The sequence below is a fragment of the Sorangium sp. So ce295 genome (genome assembly GCF_051527405.1).
GTDB lineage: Bacteria > Myxococcota_A > Polyangia > Polyangiales > Polyangiaceae > Sorangium > Sorangium cellulosum_B.
In genome coordinates, this window is record NZ_CP150324.1 from 3,348,900 (window position 1) to 3,365,919 (window position 17,020).

Here is a 17,020-nt window from a genome sequence, read left to right on the forward strand (position 1 = left end):
CGGGCTCGAACCCATACCAGCCGGGCTCAGCGCCCCGCGCCGGCAGGACCCTGTGAAGACGTGACGGACCGTGATGCCATGCGCTGTCGACATGGGCGTGGATCTTGTGCCTCACGTCGCAGGCGTCATGAGCCTGCGTTCCATAAAAAAAGGAAAAGCAGCCGACCAGGCAAGGCGGGTCCGGCTACGCTTGCCCGGACGGCGAGCCCACACCCCGCCCATACGCCCCGCTATCCGGATCCGGCGTCGCGGCGGAGCTGCCTCGCTGCGAGCTGCGGCGAGCACGCATGCTTTGGTTGTCATGAATTCTCGGCAGACCAGAAGATGCCACAGCGCGCGGGCGACACCGCGAGCACGCCAGCCTCACGATCGGTAAAAAACAGGCTGCGATTGAGATGGTTGAAGTATTTGTCGCGCGCCGTCGATGTCGAGACGTTGCCATTGGCCAAGAAAACCGTCTCCTCGCCAAACTGGCCAAGCCATGTTGTCGCCAGTTCGGTCGCTACATCACGAGGCATCTGGCGGCCAGGCATGACGACGTCGAACTCCGCCACGGTCATACAGACATTCTCTGCGACGCTGCGGCATGTCTCGCAGAAGTACGATATTTGCTCTGTCTGCAACCGCAGGGACTCCGCGTACTCGCAAGCGACAGCGCGCGCGTCAAAGTCTGCCTCGACCGCCACTCGGTCATGTACGGAAACGTGAATGGTCTGCCAACGTCGAGGATGAACACGGGGCGCGAGGCTTGTCTTGGTTGCCTCGAATTCGGCATTCAGTGTGTAAAGCGCACTCGTCTCCATGCGTCCGATTGTTGGGGGTAGGGGATGGCCGTGGACCGCATCGCCGATGTACTGGGCGCGGATCTTTTGAGCGGCGCGTTACTCGAGGATTTGTTGGAGATTCAATGGATCCTTGTAATCTCCGCATAGACTGACGACGTCTCCTTCTGTGCCTAAGGATACCTCGCCGATCTCGGCGGGAAAGAAGCCGCTGGTGGCGCACGTCTGAAGCCGATGTCGCACGTAGGTCGCCGAATCATTGTCAATCTGTAGCACGATCCTATCGGGCTGAATGATGATCGTATCCTCTTCCTCGTCGTCGGATGACACGCGCAATGGGATTTCATGGAAGCCTCCTCGTCTTGCCTGCCGTCCTCCGAGGAGCGCCCGTTCCACGAGAATTCCAACCGTGCGCCTGTCCTCTCCGAACGCCGCTTCCAGATCGAGCGCGCCAGTTCGGTCGAACTCAAATCGAATCGATTTCTTTCCGGACTTCCTCAGTAGTATCATGGTAGTGTAGATTATTTAGCGGGACATGTACGTTCTTTGTTACGTTGAGCCCGGTGCCGGACTTGTTTGGTGCTAGGAATTCGTAGTGTACGTGTGGTGTGTTGGGGGCCGTGGGCTGCCCTATTTCGTGCTTCCCCTGGTAGTCGTCGGGTTTGACGCGGAATTGGCGAGCGCCATCCCGACTGCGCCGTTTCCCTTCGCCGACCTTGACATGGCCTTCTCCCAAGAACTTGTCCCGCTCGCTCTTGATGCTCGCCTTCGAGACGCAGCGTCGCCACTCCGTCAGGTTCTTGGTCTTCTTGTCGGCCTTGTCCTTGCCCAGCAGGTGCGGGTTCAGTGGCCCTGATTTGTAAAGCCCGAACGGATCTACCCAGCCAGTGGCGTTGTTCGCATATGCGAAGGAGTTGATGCCCCCGTCGAGCCCGATCGGATCGCTGCCGATGAACCTCCCCGCGTCCGGGTCGTAGTACCGGAACCGGTTGTAGCAAAGCCCCGTCTCCGGGTCCTCGTACTGCCCCTGGAACCTGATCGGCGTCGAGGTCCTCGCCCCCGGCGCCGCATCGGTCCGCCCCCACGCGTCGCGCCGGAGCTCGCAGGCCACCTCGCCGCGCTCGTCGACGAGCCGCTCCGGTGTCCCGATCGGGTCGTTGACGTAGTGGAACCACCCGCCGTCGTCGCGGTGCGCGACGGGCGCGAACCCGTCGTCCTCGAAGCAGTAGGTCTTGACCTCCACCACCGGGTCCCCCTCGGCTCGCGCCCGGCGGGAGATCTCGTGGACGAGAACGTCGCCGTCCCAGACGAACCGCGTCACCGAGCGCGGCCTGAAGGCCTGTAGCGAGCTCGCCGGCGCCTTGCCCACCCGCTTCTCGACCCGCCGGCCGAACGGATCGTACCGGAACTCGACCCGCTCGCCCTCCGGCGTGGTCACGCTCTCCAGGAGCCCCGCGACGTTCCACGTGTAGCTCCAGGCCTGCCGCGCACCGGTCTCGGGGTCCTCCACCCGCTTCTCCGCGAGCCGCCCCTCGGCATCCCACCGGTAGAGCGTGTTCCCCTTGCGGGCGAGCTGGTTGCCGTGCCCGTACTCCCTCGGCGCTGCGTACTGGCCGGCCTCGTGGCTATTCCCCGCTGGGTCATAGCGGAACACCTCGGCGCGCGCCTGCTCCGGCACCCGGGCGAGCAGCTGGCCGACAGGGTCGTACTGATATGAAGTCCACCCCCGCCGCTGATCCCAGGAGGCGCCGAGCTCGCCCACGGGATCGTAGCGATATGCCATGTCCACCGTGACGTTCTCCCGCCGCGGCCCGACCCACGCCGGCTCTCCAGGCCGCACGTGCACCTCGCGAGACAGGCCTACCGCGCGCCGCCGCTCGAGCCGGCCCAGGAGGTCATAAGCGCTCTCGACGCGCCCGCCGCCCGGCAGCGCCCGCGTGACCTCTCGCCCGAGCACGTCGCTCGCGTGGTCGACGACGACGCGCCCGTCGAGCACCGTCCGCCGCCGCGCGCCGAACAGCCCCCCGCTCGACCGCCTCGCTGTGGCCGAGCGACGTCTTGCGCAGGACGCGCTCGCCCTCCCGGTCATAGGCGCTTTCGACCCGGTGCTCCACGCCGTCGACGATCTGGATCTCCCGCACCACGCGTCCAGCCGCGTCGCGGTCGAGCCGGATCTCGCCCCCCGGCCACGTCGCGCCGATCAGCGTGCCCAGCTCGTCGTATTCCAGGCGCTCGGCCGAACCGTCCGAGCACTCCCGGCGGATCAGCCTGCCGGCGAGGTCGTACTCGAGCAGCACCCGATCCCGCTCGCCGTGCGACCGCCGGATCAGGTCGCACGCCGCGTCGTAGCCGTAGCGGATCGCCCGCCCGTCGAACGTGACCTCCTCGAGCACCTTGCCGCTGCCGTCGCGCCGGAGCGTGTGGACCTCGCCCTTCTCGTTGCGCACCTCGACCAGCTCGCCTTCAGGGTTGTAGCCGAGGCGCACCTCGTGGCCGTTCGCGTCGCGGCGCAAACAGAGCTTGTGGTAACCGCCCCAGACCAAGGAGGTGACGCCGCCGTTCGCATCGACGATCTCGGTCACGTGCTGCTCGCCGTCGCAGGCGTAGCGCGTCATGGCGCCGGCCGGGTCGATCACCGCGACGAGGTCGCCCTGCGCCGGAGGCATCCCGGGTGCCGGAGGCATCCCGGGACCCATGGCCGCCCATGCCGTGTCTGTGCCCGATGCCTGGACGCACTGGAGCGCTGCCTCGGAGCCTCGCGCGGGCTCTCCGCGGCGTGAGCACATCGCGAACCGTTTCCGGATAACCAGGCATGAAAACGACGCGGGACCGTGGGAGGGCACGGCTCGCGGCGCCGGGCGGTCCTGGCGGCGTCCGGCGCGGGGCGCGGAGGGAGACGGTGAAGCGGAGGTCACGGGACGAGGACGACGAGGCGTGCGGGGGCGAGGCGCTCCCGCGCGTGGTTGGCCGGAGCCGTCCCCCGCTCCTCGCGCCGGGCACCTGGTTCCTGCGGCGCTTCCGCGTCGAGCGGCTCCTCGGCCAAGGCGGCATGGGGGCGGTGTACGCCGTCAAGGACAAGGGGCAGACGTGGGCGCTCAAGATCGTGCGATCCGAGTTCCTCGACGACCCGGGCCAGCGCCGCAGGCTGCTACGGGAAGGAGAGGTGCTCGCGCGGATGCGGCACCCGAACGTGGTCCAGGTCCACGAGGTCGGCCTCGCCGACGATCTCACCGCCTGGTACCGGATGGAGCTGCTCGACGGCGTGACGCTCCGCGAGGAGCTCCGCCGGCGAGGGGCGCTCTCTCTTCCGCTCGCGTGCGCCACGGTGCGCGCCGCGGCGCTCGGCGCCGGCCACCTGCACGCGTTCGGCGGCGTCCACCGCGACATCAAGCCGGAGAACCTCTTCATCCTGCGCGAGCCGCGCGACGTGAAGCTCCTCGACTTCGGGCTCGCGCGGCTCAGCGGCACCCCCGACACGCTCGACGCGCAGACCCACGGCTCGCCGCTCTTCATGGCGCCCGAGCAGATCCGGGACGAGGTGCCGACGCCGGCGACCGACGTGTACGCTCTCGGCCTCATCGCCTACGAGGCCATCGCCGGGTTCCACCCGTTCGGCGATGCCCGGGCCGCCGGCCGGATCGACGCCCTGTTCGCCAGGCATCTCAACGACGTCCCGCCGCCGCTGTCGCGGATCGGTGTGCCAGAGCCGATCTCGGAGGTGATCGCGCGGGCGATCGCCAAGGTCCCGCGCGAGCGGCACCGGGACGGGGTGGCGTTCGCCGAGACGCTGTGGGGCGCGTTCCTCGCCACCCGCGGCGCGCCGAGCGCGCGCGACACCAACCCGGGCGAGCCCGAGATGTCCGAGGTCCTGCGGTGGGGCAACGAGAAGGTCGCCGCGGCCACGGGGCCCTCGGCGGCGGAGCGACCTCGGGGGCGCGTCGAGGGGGCCCGCGTGGCGGCGGCCGCTCTGTCGGGGCCGCCGGGCGGGGCGGGGCCGCGCGACCCACTGGACGGAGGCCATCCAGCGGGCGGCGATGCCGATCCGGGTCAGGCGGGCGTCGGGTGGGCCATGACCGAGCGCCTGCCGGAGCGCTTGCGCGACCCTAGCTGCGTGGCAGCGCTCGCGCAGCGAGCGCCGGATCCGCCGCCGGAGCAGGCCGCGGCGGCGTGGGTCCCGGTGGAGAACACCGTGCCGCTCGCGCGCGCGGCGATGGGCGCCGGGACGCTCCGCGCCGGCGCAGGGCCGGCGGCCGAGGGCTCCCGCGCGGGCGCGGCGCTGCCTGCCGGGAGCTCTCACGCCGGAGCGGGGCGGGCCGCCGCCGCGGCGGCGCCGGTCGCTGCGCGGCCGGCGGCGCCGAGCGCGCCTGGCGCGGCCGGAGTGCGGCCGCGGGCGTGGGTCACCCTGCGCACGGCGGCAATCGGGCTCTCTCTGGGGGCGCTGGTGAGCCTGCTCCTCCTCGACGTCATCCTCCGGCTCCAGGACGCCTCGCCGGCGGTGCCGGCGCCGGCGCAGGCGGCCTCGGCGCCGGCCTCGGCGCAGCCGCCCGCGAGCGCCGCGATGGCCGCGGGATCCGAGCCGCCCGCGGCCACGAGCGCCGCGGAGGCAGCGAGCGCCGGCCGTCCCGCCGGGGCCTCCTCCGCGAGCGCGCGCGCCGAGGAGCCCCCGGTGGCAGGCGCCGCCGGAGCTCAGGGGAGCGAACGAGGCTCGGCCACGGCGCCGGCGCCCGTCGCCGCGACGCCGGGTTCCGCCCCCGCGATGCCAGCGCCGGCCTCCTCGACGATCGCTCCGGCCGTCGCGCCGGCCGCGCCGCCGCCTGTCGCCAAGCCGAAGCGGCGGCGCGTCGTTCGAGACCCCCATTTCTATGACGAGTTCCTGGAGTAGCGGCCTGGCGGAGCGCCGAGGCCGGCCGGGGAGCGCCGCGAGCGAGGCCCCCCGGCCGGGTGTTCATGAGCGATCCCGAGAGGATCGCTGGATAACTGGAAGAGAGGCCGGGACGGCGCGTCCCGGCGGGGAGGCGGCCCACGGGGCGGTCTCGAGAGAGGCTCACGATGAAGACGACGTCGCGCGAATTCGATCCCGTGCTGGTGGAGGCGGTGGAACGCGCGCTCGCGCCGTACCGGGGCAAGCTGTCCCCGGAGCTGATCGAGCACATGCGCGAGGAGGCGCTGGCGCTCATGTCGGCGCACCCCTATCCGGTCGCGCTGCTCCGGGCCCTGCAGCAGCGGCCCCCGCCCGACGAGAGCCACGAGCTCGCGCGGGACGGCGCGCCTGCCGCGGCGGACGGCGCGGAGCGCGGGGATCCTCGGGGCAAGGGGCGGCGCCGCGCCGCGAGCAAGCGATGAGCCGGAGCGGCACGGCGCCTCCCGGGGGACCGCTGACCCCGGAGCAGCAGGCGCTGGTGGCGGAGGCGATCGGCCTGGTCCGGGCCCGGGTGGCGGTGTATGCGCCGCACGTGCGGCCCGAGCAGCAGGAGGAGCTCCTCGCGTACGCGTACACCGGGGCGGTGATGGCGGCGTCTCGATTCGACCCGGCGCACGGGGTCCGCTTCACCACCTATGCGTATGCATTCATCGACGGCGAGATCCGCGACGGTCTCCACCGGGAGCGGCAGCACCGCCGGCTGCACCGCGCGGCGAGCTGGGCGGCGCGCTCGTTCGTCGCGGAGACCTCCGATCGGTTCGACGTGGCCTGGGACGACGAGGCGACGAACGGCGGCCGGCTCGCGAGGTACGCGAGGCACCTCGTCAAGGTGATGGTCCTCGGCGTGGTCGAGGCCGGGGACACCCTCGACGACGCGGCGGTGGACACGGAGGACCGGCGCCGGGCGATCGCGATCGTCCGCGGCGCCTACGACACCCTGGGCGAGGAGGATCGCCGGCTGTACGCGCTGCGCTACGTGGAGGGGCTGCCGATGCACGCCGTGGCGGCGGGGCTCGGCGTGTCGCTGTCGACGGCGAGGCGCCGCCACGACGCGCTGCTCGACCGCATGGCGGCGGCGCTCCTCGAGGGCGGCGTTACGGAGATGCCGCCGCGCGAATGAGCGCAGGGCGAGGGAAGCGATGCGTATGGACGACCCGAAGCGGCCGGTGGTGAAGCCCGGCGACGACCCCAGGCTCGACAGGATGATCGAGGACCTCCGGCACGACGGGCAGGGCGGCGATCCGTTCTATCCGGTCGCGCGGCGGTGGTTCGGCAGGGCGGCGCGCAAGGCGGTCCGGCCCGCGGCGGCCGCGGCGATCGCGGCGAGCGGGGAGGGGAGCGGCGGCGGCGCGGCGGCGCTGGCGCCGTCGCACGCGGCCGCGGGCGCGCCGCGCGGTCGGCTGTGGGGCGCGGCGCTCCTGCTCGTCGCCATCGTGGCCGTCGGCGGCGCGATCGCGCTGTGGTCGGCGGCACGCGCGCCGCGCGGCGGTGCGCCGGCGTCGGGGCTGTCGCCGGAGCGAAAGCCGTCCGCGGGCGCGGCGACCGGCGCGCAGCCGGCGCCGCGGCAGACTGAGGCGAGCAGCGCGCCGAGCGCGGTCGCCGCTGCGATCGAGCCGACGGCGGCGGGGTCGGGGTCCGCGCCGAGGCCTGCGGGGAGCGAGGGGACCGAGCGGCGCGCGGGCGGCGAGGCGCCTGGCCCGTCGAGCGCGCCCGCGGTTGGCAGCGAGGGCAGAGGGCGCGGCGCGAGCAGCGGCGCGCCTGCGCCGTCGAGCGCGCCTGCGCCCGCGGCTCCGGCGCCCCCGAAGCGAACGGCGGACGCCGCCGCGCCTCGCCCGCCGGGCCATGTCGCCGTGCCCAAGGCCGCGCCCGCCGGAGTAAGCTCCGCGCCCGCAGGGGCGCCGCAGGAGAGCAGCGCGGGCGCGGGTTCCTTGCCACCGGAGGTGTTCTGAGATGAAGGCGAGAGCGAGGAGGGCCCGCGCGGCGGGCTGGCTGGTGCTGGTCGCGGGCGCTGTGGTCGCGGCGCCGCCGGCAGCGCGCGCGCAGGGAGCACCGGCGGGGGCGCAGCCGGCGACGACGAGCGCGCAGGGAGCGCCGGCGGGGACGCAGCCGGCGACGGCGAGCGCGGACGCGGCGCAGGCCTCCCGCGACGCGGACGCGGCGTTCGCGCGGGGCAAGGAGCTGTACCGGCTCGGGAAGCTCGACGCCGCGTACGAGGCGTACCGGACGGCGTGGTCGCTGAAGCAGAGCTACGACATCGCGGCGAACCTCGCGAACACGGAGCTCCAGCGGGGGATGAAGGTGGAGGCGGCGGAGCACCTCGCGTTCTGTCTGCGGAGCTTCCCCGCCACCGGCAATGCGGCGCAGCACGAGCAGATCCGGTCGCAGTTCCGCGCCGTGCGCAAGGAGGTGGGGTCGATCGTCATCCAGGCGAACGTGGAAGGGGCCGCGGTCTCCATCGACGGGGCCGCGGTGGGGCGCACGCCGTTCCGGCACGAGGTGTTCGTGAAGCCGGGGTCGATCGTCGTGGAGGCGCGGCTCGCCGGGCACGAGCCGTCGCGGGTGACGCTGGAGGTCCCCGCGGGGGAGACGAACACCGCGAACCTCGTCTTGCTGCCGCAGCGGGAGCAGCCCGCGCCGCCGGCGCCACCGCCGCCGCTGCGCGTCGAGGCCCCGGCGCCCGCGCCGCGCGAGGGGGCGGACGCGGGCGGCCCGCGCCCGGAGGTGCTGATCGCCGGCGGGGCGGTCGCGGGCGCGGGCGTGATCGCGGGCGTGGTCCTGACGGTGCTCGCGGTCGGACGGGACGGCGACGCGGACACCCAGCGCGAGGCGCTCGTGCGCGACGACGGACCGGCGGCGTGCGCGTCGGACTCGCCCCGGTGCGCGGCGCTGCGCGACGAGCTGGAAGGCGCGGCGGATCTGAAGAGCGCCGCGCTTTGGACCTTCGTGGGCGCGGGGGCCATGGGGCTCGCGACCGGGGCGTACGCGCTCTGGGCTCCCAGGGCGTCGCGCCCGGCGGTCGTGGCGGCGCCCGTCGTGACGGCCGGCGGCGGCGCGCTCGTGATCCAGGGGGCGTGGTGAAGGACGAAGGAAGGCGCGAGGAGGTTCGACGCATGCGTCAGTGGCGCGGGCTGATGGGCATCACGGCGGTGCTCGCCGGTGCGGCGATGGTGCCCGGCACGGGGTGCGTGTTCGGCGTGGACTACAACGACTGCACGCTCTTCCCGGGCGCGGCGTGCGGCGACGGCGCCGGCGGGAGCGGGGGACAGGAACCGCCGGATCCCTGCGAGGCGGATCCGCGGGAAGACCCGAGCGTGGTGAACGAGGCGTGCGGTGTGTTCGCGCAGGCGGGGGCCGGGGGAGCGGGAGAAGGCGAGGGGACGCGGCAGAGGCCGTACGGGTCGCTACAGGAGGCGATCGAGAAGGCGGCAGCGGAAGGGAAGCGCGTGTACGCGTGCGCGGACGCGGACACGGAGGCGGCGTTCGAGGAGAGCGTGAAGGTCGAAGCGGGGATCGAGGTGATCGGGAGCTTCGCGTGCGCGGGGTGGACGCTGGAGGAGGGGAGGAAGAGCGGGATCGCCGGGCCGGCGGACGCGGTGGCGCTGACGATCGGCGAGGGCGCGGACGGGGCGCTGGTGGAGGGGTTCGCGATCCGGGCGGCGAACGCGACGGAGCCGGGCGGGTCGTCAATCGGCGTGGTGGTGGCGGACGTGGAAGCGGAACTCGCGGAGGTGGAGGTGACCGCGGGCGATGGGATGGATGGTGCCAAGGGGGCGACGCCGAGCGAGGCGCCGGTGGCCGGGGCGAGCGCGGAGGCCGGGAGCGCGTCGAACGCGTGCGTTGCGGATAACGCGGTGCTGGGCGGGCCCGGGGCCGTGACGAGCTGCGAGGACGGGGAGACGGCCGGCGGGAGCGGGGGGCTGGGCGGGATTACGGCGACGGACGAAGGCAACGGACAGGTCGGGACGGATGGCGGGCCGGTGCCGGAGGAGAATCCATTTGGCGATGGCCTAGGCGGCGTAGGACAGACCGACCTGTCGGATCCCAACGGGCGATGCCGGCAAGGAAATAACGGGCGAGACGGTACCGCCGGTCCCGCTGGCGCCGGCGGAACCGGCGCGACGCTTGTGCTGACGGGCCTGAGCGGCGGCGACGGCGCTCCCGGCATGACGGGCGGTCGTGGTCAAGGCGGAGGAGGAGGCGGCGGAGCGAAGGCGGGGCTGTTCTGCCAGGTCGGACCGGACACCGTCGATGGCGTTGGGGCCAGCGGCGGAGGCGGCGGAGCCGGGGGCTGCGGTGGGAAGGGAGGTGGCGGCGGGCAGGCGGGCGGCTCGAGCATCGGGATCGTGAGCCTGGGCAACCGGCTGAAGCTGACCGGGGTGACGATCGCGGTGGGTAAGGCCGGTAACGGAGGTGCCGGGGTAGCGGGGCAAAGTGGAGCTGCCGGAGGCAATGGGGCTGCCGGCGGCACGGCTTCGGGGACGGCGCCTTCCAGACCGGGGTGCCAGGGAGGAAACGGCGGTCTCGGCGGTCCAGGTGGCGCTGGAGGTGGCGGCCGGGGCGGCTATGCCGTAGGCGTTGCGTATGCGGTGACGCCGAGCGAAGCGCCGGCCGTGGACTTCACGGCCGGCACACCTGGCGCCGGCGGCAACGCCGGTCCTGGTGGAGCCCCGGAAAACGCCGGAGCGCCGGGGAGCGAAGGGAGCTGCTGGGACTTCGCAGGTCAGTCGCCGTGCGAAGGATGACGCGATGGCATCGCCGAAGAAGCCGCCGGAGGGGCCGCCCCTGGGGCTCGATCCGGTTTGGTACTCGGACACGCCGCAGGCGAGGGAGGAGCAGCTGCGGTTCCTGAGAAGAGCGCAAGCGCGCGGCTCGCTGCTGTTCCGGATCGTGCGGGGCGAGGACGTGCGGAAGGAGCTCGCGCAGATCGAAGCCCAGGCGGAGGCGATGGAGGCCATGGAGCAAGAGGTCGCCGGGGCATGGATGAGCGCGGCGATGGTGGAGAGCGGAGGCGAGCGGCGCTGGTTGGGGATCGGCGCGGTGGTCTTGGCGCTGGCGCTGCTGTGTGGCGCGGTGATCGCGATCGTGTCGCTGCGCTGAGGCAGCGAAGCAGCGGTGCCGCTGCTTCGTGGCGCCGCGCCGTGACGAAGTAGCAACGTAACGAGACGGCCGCGCGCTGCGCGGCCTCATCAACCAGGGAAATGCGCGCCGCAGAGCGCGGCGCGCCATGGCTCGGCTCGTCTTGTCGACGAGCGTGCGAGGAGGACGATCGTGTATCCACAGCTCGCCATCGAGGCGGCAGCGCTATCGGACGTGGGGCGGCGGCGGAGCCACAACGAGGACAGCTTCGCGGCGCTGCCGTGCGTGGGCCTCTTCATGGTGGCCGATGGCCTGGGTGGCAACGCGGCCGGCGAGGTGGCGTCGCGGATGGCGATCGAGGTGGTCAAGAGCTGCTTCGACGTGGACGAGGATCTCGAGGAGACGTGGCCGTACGGCACGGGGAGCGCGCACGACAGGGACGAGGTGAGGCTGGTGCTGAGCGTGCGGCGCGCGAACCGGGCGATCTACGAGGCGAGCCAGCGGCGAGAAGAGGTGCGTGGCATGGCGACGACCTTCGCGGGCGTGCTGCTCGGGGCGGGGATGGCGTACATCGCGCACGTGGGCGACTCGCGTGTCTACCGGATGCGCGAGGGGAAGCTGGAGCGGCTGACGCGGGATCACACGTTGCTGGAGGAGCTGCTCCAGGATGGGAGCTGCTCACCTTCGGCAATCGAGGCGCTGAGCGGTCGAGCGGACGCGGTGACGCGGGCGCTGGGGTGCGACAAGAGCGTGGAGATCGAGTCGCGTGTCGAGGCGACGAAGCCGGGGGATGTGTTCCTCGTGTGCTCTGACGGGCTGTGGGGTCCAGTACCGGAGGCGCGGATCGAGGGGGTGCTGGGGAGGCACCGGGACCTGAGCCTTGCGGCGAGCCTGCTTATCGACATCGCGAACGAGCACGGGGGGCCCGACAACGTGACGTGCGTCTTGGCGCGGCTGGGAGGCGGGTGACGTGCGCTGGGCGTGGGGGATCGAGGCGAGCTGGCGCATCGACGCGGCCGAGCACCCGCGGCTTGCGTACAAATCCCAGCACCTCCGGGCGCTCGAGGACGCATCGGCGCACACGAGCCCGCTCGAGGCCGAGGTGCCTTACGACATGAGCAAGCGGCCGCCGGAGCCCATCATGATCCGGCGCTGTGGTCCTCATCTGCGCTGGGCACTTCACCCAGAGAAGAGGCTGATGGAGTCGTATGGCAGTGGAAAGGGCTCGAACCCTCGCGCATGGCTCTTGGGGGTCGGCGAAGACGAGAGCTTCTCGCTCATCCACCACGGCGCGGAATACGACCGAGGCGCGAGCCCTTTCCTTGCGCATGCGCTGGGCGGCGAGAAACGGCCCTTTGTCGAGCTAGGATTCTTCCGGATGGCGTTTCCGCTGCTCTGGTTCGCGGATTCGTCGGAGTCGTTGCCGGAGGGGATGCTCGATGTGTGCCGTAAGCTCGAGCCGGTGAGCGGCCACGGCGGCATCGGGGTGATCGAGTCCCCTGACAGCTCAGTCAGTAACCTGTATGAGCCTGTCGTTTATGACTGGGCCCAGAAGGTTCCCGGACTGGAGGCGGACTACCCGATATCTCATTCCATCCGGCTGCTCGAGGGGAGGGGTGGCAAGGAGGGCATCAAGGGGGTCAACTGGCTCACGGTGCTCGGGGAGCGGTGGGTCGTGGAGATGGGAGGGGCAGACAAGATCGAGGCTGAATTGCGCGCGTTGGATCGGAGATTCGTTGTCCACCGGTTCGACGGAGGCATGATGATTCAGGCAGGTCCCCGTCCGCAGCTCGGCGACGCTGGTCGCAACGTCTGGCCGGAGCTGTACGTCAAGCTGTCGAAATACCTCAAGCCGATCCGCATCACGGAGCACCGGCCCTTCCAGGATGGAGGCCCAGGGCTCCGCTTCGATCTGGACCGCAGCGAGGCGTGGCTCCGCCGATTCGACGACCGCTGAGCGCGAAGGAGAGATCACGATGAAGATCACGACCGCGCAGCCTCCGCGCCTCTCGAGGACGAGGCCACGCACCGGCGCGGGGCGGCGCCGTCCCGCGCGCATGAGGCCTGGATCAGGGATTGTAGCGGCGGCCGCTGCGGTAGCTCGCGATGGCCAGCTCCACCGGGCGGAACAGCGGGCTGGGCAGCGCGTCGAGCGGGTACCAGCCCCAGCCGGCGATCTTGTGGGGCTCGCGCTCCTCGGGCTCGCCGTCGAACTCCTCCGCGAAAAGCTGAATGTCCACATAGTGCTTGTCGTAGGCGAGGATGTTGCTGAGGCACAGGAAGGAGAGCTTCCTGACGACGAGGCCGCTCTCCTCGCGCACCTCGCGGATGGCGCAGTCCTCGAACGACTCGCCGAGCTCCAGGTGGCCGCCGCACCACGAGTAGCTGCCGTCGCCGTGGCTCCCGCGGCGCCGCGCGAGCAGCACGCGCCCGTCGCGCACCAGCATGACGCCCACGCCCACCAGCGGTCGCTCCGCGGCGTTCCCTCCGACGATCGCCTCTCCCAAGGACACCTCCCCGCACGCGACGCCGCCGTGCGTGGAGCGCGCTCTAGCACGGCGCGCAGCGGCGCCGCTCGGAAGGTCTCGGAAGGTCTCGGAAGGTCTCGGAAGGCGCCGGGTACACCCGCTGCGCCAGCCCCGCCGCCTGCGTGCGCCGCGCACGGAGCCACCTCGCGCATATGCAAGCGCCGGTACCGATTGACTTTTCAGTGAACACGCGTACCGTGCCAGACACGATGGATGCGTCCTTGCCCTGGGAGTTGAACCCCGTCCTCCAGCAGAGCCGGCTCGTCCTCCTGGCGCAGACGGCGGTCGATGTCCGCAACAAGGCGTTCAGCGAGGCGAACCGCGAGGAGGGCGATACCAGCTGGGGCATCGGCTGCAAGGCGCACGAGCGGTTCGGTCATTCCCTCTGCAAGCTGGCAGAGAGCGGAAAACATCCCTGGCTGTCCGTCCATCGAGACGGGCTGTACTTCATGCCGCACATCGAGGGCGTCGCCGTGCGCGTGTACCGCGGTCCGGCCGACAAACCCTCGCAGCGGCACCTCGAGGCCGCGCGCAGCGAGCACGGTCGCCGCTCGGAGTCGCGACAGATGGCCTTCTCGTTCATGGGGCAGGAAACCGAGCCGGATGGCCCGTGGTTCTGGATGATGGCCGTGGAGACGGACGTCGAGGGGAGGGCGCTCCGCGCCGTGTTCTTCCAGGCCAACGAGGCCGGCGGGACCCGACACGCATGGGAGGCCCCGGTCGAGCGCGTGTCCGCCGAGCCTGCGCCTGCGCCTGCGCCCGAGCCTGGAGACAAGCCGGCGCGCCCGGCGCGACCGCGCGCGGCACAGGGCCAGCCAGCGAAGGATGCGCTCCTGTCGCGCGACGGACGGCCGCTGGTCCGCGCGCAGACGATGACCCTTCCGCTCGTGTCACAGCCGAGCTGACGGCCCGCGAACGAGGCAGAGCCGCTGGAACGAGGGCTGTCGTGTCGCGGGGTGCAGAGTCGTGCGCTCCGCGACAAGGTGGTGAGCCCCCGCCGACACACCCGCGCAGGAGCCCGGGCTATACCGGTATTCCCATCGTCCGGCGGAGCGCGTCGAGCTCCTCGGTGAAGCGCCCGTTCCCGCCCCGCAACACGAGCGGCGGCTCGACATGGCACGACGCCACGGCCTCGGCGCGGCGCAGGGCATAGACCGAGAACAAGGCCGCCTTGCCCTCCTTGGGCACGACGTCGCGCCACGCCTCGAGCGCGAGCCCGGCCGCCGCCGCCGCCGCCTCGACGCGAGGCCGCTGCCGCGCTCCGGCGCAGGCCACGAACGGCGCGCCGGGGGCGAGCAGCCGCGCGGCCGCGAGGCAGTAGTCCTCCACGCCGCCGCGGTGCTCGAAGCGGCACGGCCCGCACTGGACGCGATAGGACTCGATGCCGGTGCCGACAGGCAGGTACGGCGGCGTCCCCGTCACGAGCTCCGCCGGCGCGAGCCCGTCGAGCACCGCCGGATCGCGCAGGTCCCCCCACCGGACCTCGCCGCGCGCGTCGACGCCGTTCCACGCGACCGAGCGCCGCGCCATCGAGGCGCTCACCTCCTGCGCCTCCACGCCCACGCAGCGCGCTTCCGGGAAGCGCCACGCGGTGAACAGGAGCACCGTGCCGATGCCGCAGCCGAGGTCGACCGTGCGGCGCGGGGGCGCGTCCGCGACCCGCTCGGCCGCGAACCAGGCGGTCACGAGGTCGTCGGCCGACCAGCGGTGCCCGTCGAGCCGCTGCAGGATCCGGAAATCGCCCGAGAGATAGCAGAGATCCTCGCCGGGGCCGGGCCAGACCTCCGGGCGATCCGGCGTCGCCGGCCGCGGCCCAGGGGCGACCCACCCGGGCGGCCGGCGCGCAGGGCGCACGACCCCGCCGCTCGGCGCGAGAGAGGGCTGGACATCAGGAGGAGCGATCATCGACCCCGTGTACCACGCCCCTGCGGCGTCGGGGGCGCGCGCAATGCCGCTGGAGCGCGGCGGCCTCGCGGCGTCAGTCGTCCGGGGGCGGGGTCACGCAACCGTCATCAAGCGAGGGATCATCGCAAAAGAGGCAGGGGGTGGCCTTGCAATCCATCGCGGGGCACGACGCGGGGCAGGCCGGGTCATTCGGGTCGCAGTGGATGAGCTGCCATGTGAGCGAGCTCATGTCCTCCGGGTCCGCCGGGCAACGGCACCCGGTGAAGGCGTGCGACGCAGTCAGGGTGAGCGTGTGGCACTCCTTCTCCGGCGTCACCCCGTCTGTCGGGAGCGTGAAGCTGTCGAAGTCCAATTCGATCGTGAAGGCGCGCTGTCCGCCTTCGATGGTCCCGGCCGCGATCGACCCCGGGGACACCTCTCCTCTCCGGTACGGCCTCCCGAAGCGGCTGCGCCTCCCATAATCGATGTACTGGGCAGTCTGCACGGGGTCGCCGTTGTCCTCGGACAGAACGGTCAAGCTTAAACTCAGGATACCTTCTCGCCCCGGGATGATGTGGATGGGAAGGTGGGGAGGAGGGAAGACCGCAGAGAGCACCGGCGCGGTCTGCTCGGGATGCTCGTACGTCGGCGGCTCGAGCACGAGGCAGCCCGTGGTCGAGGTGACGAGCGCTGCCGCCGCGAACGAGCGGACGAGCGCGGCGGAACAGCGCGGGCGCGCCGCGAGGACAGGGGCACGGCGAAGGGGAGGGCGGGACGGGGCGATCATGGTGGCGCTGTGCAGGGGCCGATCGGGTCGGGGGCCGTGCTGGATGCTGGGACTTTACCCGCTGGGGCGACGCGCGGTCGATCTAGCTGGAATCTGGCGGCCGCCGCCCGCGGAGGCGCGCCCGCGGCCCCTCCACGCGCGCGGCGGCGTCACTTGCGCGGGCTCGCCGGCGCGCTCTCCAGCGCGTAGACGACCTTCACCTGCGTGCCGAAGGGGACCTCGCCGGACGACACGGGCGTCCCCATGTCCGCGGAGTACCCGCCGGAGGCGAGCGCGGCGCGGGGGGCGTAGATGGGGCCGTGCTCGACGACCTCGCTGATCGAGACGACGCGGCCGAGCGAGACGCCCTGGAGCCTCGCGAGCGCCTCGGCGCGAGCCCGCGCGTCCGCGATCGCCTTCTCCCGCGCGCGCGCCTCGAGCGGGTCGGTCTCGTCGAGGCCGAACGAGACGCCCCAGACGTTGTTCGCGCCGGCGGCCACGGCGGCGTCGAGCACCGCCCCGACCTGATCGAGGTTGCGGATGACGACCATCACGGTGTTGCTCACCTGATAGACGTGCGACGGCGGAGGCGGCGCTGCCGGCGCCAGGTCGGCAGGCGGCGGCTTCGGCGCGGGCGGCTGAGGCGCCTTCGGTCCGCGCCCCGCGGGAGCCGCGGGCGCCGCGGCCGGGGCCGCCGGCGCCGGCGCGACCGCCGGGGCGGGCTGCGCGTAGCCCATGGCCATCCAGGGCGGCACGTCGGGCTGCCGCACGAGCTGGATCGAGTAGTTGCTGGTCTGGATGTCCTTCTCGGCCAGGCCGGCGTTCTTGAGCGCGGCGAGGATCTCGGTCATGCGCGCCGCGGCGAGCTTCGTCGCCTCGTGCACCGTCGGCGCCATCACCTCGATGCCCATCTGGGCCCGGGCGATGTCAGGCCTCGCGCTGACGTCGCCGCGGCCGACGACCGTGATGGTGTTGACCTCCGGGGCGGCGGCCACGGCCGGCGTCGCCTGCGCCGCGCACGCGGCGAGCAGCGGTGTGACGGAAAGCATGAGCCCGGCGAGGT

General features: G+C 72.3%; 17 protein-coding genes. 10 read left to right on the forward strand and 7 right to left on the reverse strand.

Annotation, left to right across the window (positions count from 1 at the left end):
* Positions 1–299: 299 nt before the first annotated feature.
* From WMF11_RS12915 to WMF11_RS12925, 3 genes are all read right to left on the reverse strand, one after another.
* Positions 300–803, reverse strand: coding sequence for a hypothetical protein (locus WMF11_RS12915; RefSeq protein WP_437977695.1), 504 nt, complete (start codon positions 801–803; stop codon positions 300–302).
* Positions 804–1,248: 445 nt separating this feature from the next.
* Positions 1,249–2,778 carry an RHS repeat domain-containing protein gene (locus tag WMF11_RS12920; protein WP_437977696.1) on the reverse strand — a complete coding sequence of 510 codons (1,530 nt, stop codon included), beginning with the start codon at positions 2,776–2,778 and terminating at the stop codon, positions 1,249–1,251.
* Positions 2,678–3,466 (reverse strand): hypothetical protein, encoded by a 789-nt coding sequence (locus WMF11_RS12925; RefSeq protein ID WP_437977697.1) that lies wholly within the window; start codon positions 3,464–3,466, stop codon positions 2,678–2,680. The genes WMF11_RS12920 and WMF11_RS12925 overlap by 101 nt, the downstream gene beginning before the upstream one ends.
* A gap of 215 nt (positions 3,467–3,681) precedes the next feature.
* Here WMF11_RS12925 and WMF11_RS12930 point away from each other — a divergent pair, with 215 nt between their 5' ends.
* The 9 genes from WMF11_RS12930 to WMF11_RS12970 all read left to right on the forward strand — a co-directional run bounded on the left by WMF11_RS12930 (position 3,682) and on the right by WMF11_RS12970 (position 12,736).
* Entirely contained in the window at positions 3,682–5,664 is a 1,983-nt protein-coding gene (locus WMF11_RS12930) for a serine/threonine-protein kinase (RefSeq protein WP_437977698.1), read from the forward strand.
* A gap of 167 nt (positions 5,665–5,831) precedes the next feature.
* Entirely contained in the window at positions 5,832–6,125 is a 294-nt protein-coding gene (locus WMF11_RS12935; RefSeq protein ID WP_437329046.1) for a hypothetical protein, read from the forward strand.
* Positions 6,122–6,823 carry a sigma-70 family RNA polymerase sigma factor gene (locus tag WMF11_RS12940; RefSeq protein WP_437977699.1) on the forward strand — a complete coding sequence of 234 codons (702 nt, stop codon included), beginning with the start codon at positions 6,122–6,124 and terminating at the stop codon, positions 6,821–6,823. Before WMF11_RS12935 ends, WMF11_RS12940 begins: the two co-directional genes overlap by 4 nt.
* 25 nt (positions 6,824–6,848) lie before the next feature.
* Positions 6,849–7,652: a hypothetical protein gene (locus tag WMF11_RS12945; RefSeq protein WP_437977700.1), complete on the forward strand. Its 804-nt coding sequence runs from the start codon at positions 6,849–6,851 to the stop codon at positions 7,650–7,652.
* A gap of 1 nt (position 7,653) precedes the next feature.
* On the forward strand, positions 7,654–8,781 hold the full coding sequence (locus WMF11_RS12950; RefSeq protein ID WP_437977701.1) for a PEGA domain-containing protein: 1,128 nt from the start codon (positions 7,654–7,656) through the stop codon (positions 8,779–8,781).
* 32 nt (positions 8,782–8,813) lie between these two features.
* A complete protein-coding gene (locus WMF11_RS12955; RefSeq protein ID WP_437977702.1) occupies positions 8,814–10,445 on the forward strand; it encodes a hypothetical protein in 1,632 nt (543 codons plus the stop codon).
* A gap of 4 nt (positions 10,446–10,449) precedes the next feature.
* Positions 10,450–10,800, forward strand: coding sequence for a hypothetical protein (locus tag WMF11_RS12960; protein WP_437977703.1), 351 nt, complete (start codon positions 10,450–10,452; stop codon positions 10,798–10,800).
* Positions 10,801–10,971: 171 nt separating this feature from the next.
* Positions 10,972–11,748 carry a PP2C family protein-serine/threonine phosphatase gene (locus WMF11_RS12965; protein WP_437977704.1) on the forward strand — a complete coding sequence of 259 codons (777 nt, stop codon included), beginning with the start codon at positions 10,972–10,974 and terminating at the stop codon, positions 11,746–11,748.
* 145 nt (positions 11,749–11,893) lie between these two features.
* Positions 11,894–12,736, forward strand: a complete 843-nt coding sequence (locus WMF11_RS12970; protein ID WP_437977705.1) for a type VI immunity family protein — start codon at positions 11,894–11,896, stop codon at positions 12,734–12,736.
* 112 nt (positions 12,737–12,848) lie between these two features.
* On the opposite strand, the gene WMF11_RS12975 is transcribed toward WMF11_RS12970, so the two are convergent.
* The gene (locus WMF11_RS12975; RefSeq protein ID WP_437977706.1) at positions 12,849–13,286 is read right to left on the reverse strand and encodes a nucleotide triphosphate diphosphatase NUDT15; all 438 of its coding nucleotides are present in this window, start codon (positions 13,284–13,286) and stop codon (positions 12,849–12,851) included.
* A gap of 230 nt (positions 13,287–13,516) precedes the next feature.
* Between WMF11_RS12975 and WMF11_RS12980 the strand changes: the two genes are divergently transcribed.
* Positions 13,517–14,212: a hypothetical protein gene (locus tag WMF11_RS12980; protein WP_437977707.1), complete on the forward strand. Its 696-nt coding sequence runs from the start codon at positions 13,517–13,519 to the stop codon at positions 14,210–14,212.
* Positions 14,213–14,330: 118 nt separating this feature from the next.
* Here WMF11_RS12980 and WMF11_RS12985 read toward each other — a convergent pair whose 3' ends face one another.
* The 3 genes from WMF11_RS12985 to WMF11_RS12995 all read right to left on the reverse strand — a co-directional run bounded on the left by WMF11_RS12985 (position 14,331) and on the right by WMF11_RS12995 (position 17,006).
* The gene (locus WMF11_RS12985; protein WP_437977708.1) at positions 14,331–15,212 is read right to left on the reverse strand and encodes a tRNA1(Val) (adenine(37)-N6)-methyltransferase; all 882 of its coding nucleotides are present in this window, start codon (positions 15,210–15,212) and stop codon (positions 14,331–14,333) included.
* 73 nt (positions 15,213–15,285) lie between these two features.
* A complete protein-coding gene (locus WMF11_RS12990; protein WP_437908705.1) occupies positions 15,286–15,729 on the reverse strand; it encodes a hypothetical protein in 444 nt (147 codons plus the stop codon).
* A gap of 398 nt (positions 15,730–16,127) precedes the next feature.
* The gene (locus WMF11_RS12995) at positions 16,128–17,006 is read right to left on the reverse strand and encodes an SIMPL domain-containing protein (RefSeq protein WP_437977709.1); all 879 of its coding nucleotides are present in this window, start codon (positions 17,004–17,006) and stop codon (positions 16,128–16,130) included.
* Positions 17,007–17,020: the final 14 nt, after the last annotated feature.

Bases quoted from the DNA above. Each gene is read 5' to 3' on its own strand.
- WMF11_RS12955 (WP_437977702.1), top strand. From the start codon at position 8,814: ATGCGTCAGTGGCGCGGGCTGATGGGCATCACGGCGGTGCTCGCCGGT.
- WMF11_RS12985 (WP_437977708.1), bottom strand. From the start codon at position 15,212: ATGATCGCTCCTCCTGATGTCCAGCCCTCTCTCGCGCCGAGCGGCGGG.
- WMF11_RS12935 (WP_437329046.1), top strand. From the start codon at position 5,832: ATGAAGACGACGTCGCGCGAATTCGATCCCGTGCTGGTGGAGGCGGTG.
- WMF11_RS12980 (WP_437977707.1), top strand. From the start codon at position 13,517: ATGGATGCGTCCTTGCCCTGGGAGTTGAACCCCGTCCTCCAGCAGAGC.
- WMF11_RS12950 (WP_437977701.1), top strand. From the start codon at position 7,654: ATGAAGGCGAGAGCGAGGAGGGCCCGCGCGGCGGGCTGGCTGGTGCTG.
- WMF11_RS12940 (WP_437977699.1), top strand. From the start codon at position 6,122: ATGAGCCGGAGCGGCACGGCGCCTCCCGGGGGACCGCTGACCCCGGAG.
- WMF11_RS12915 (WP_437977695.1), bottom strand. From the start codon at position 803: ATGGAGACGAGTGCGCTTTACACACTGAATGCCGAATTCGAGGCAACC.
- WMF11_RS12995 (WP_437977709.1), bottom strand. From the start codon at position 17,006: ATGCTTTCCGTCACACCGCTGCTCGCCGCGTGCGCGGCGCAGGCGACG.
- WMF11_RS12925 (WP_437977697.1), bottom strand. From the start codon at position 3,466: ATGCCTCCGGCACCCGGGATGCCTCCGGCGCAGGGCGACCTCGTCGCG.
- WMF11_RS12960 (WP_437977703.1), top strand. From the start codon at position 10,450: ATGGCATCGCCGAAGAAGCCGCCGGAGGGGCCGCCCCTGGGGCTCGAT.
- WMF11_RS12970 (WP_437977705.1), top strand. From the start codon at position 11,894: ATGAGCAAGCGGCCGCCGGAGCCCATCATGATCCGGCGCTGTGGTCCT.
- WMF11_RS12945 (WP_437977700.1), top strand. From the start codon at position 6,849: ATGGACGACCCGAAGCGGCCGGTGGTGAAGCCCGGCGACGACCCCAGG.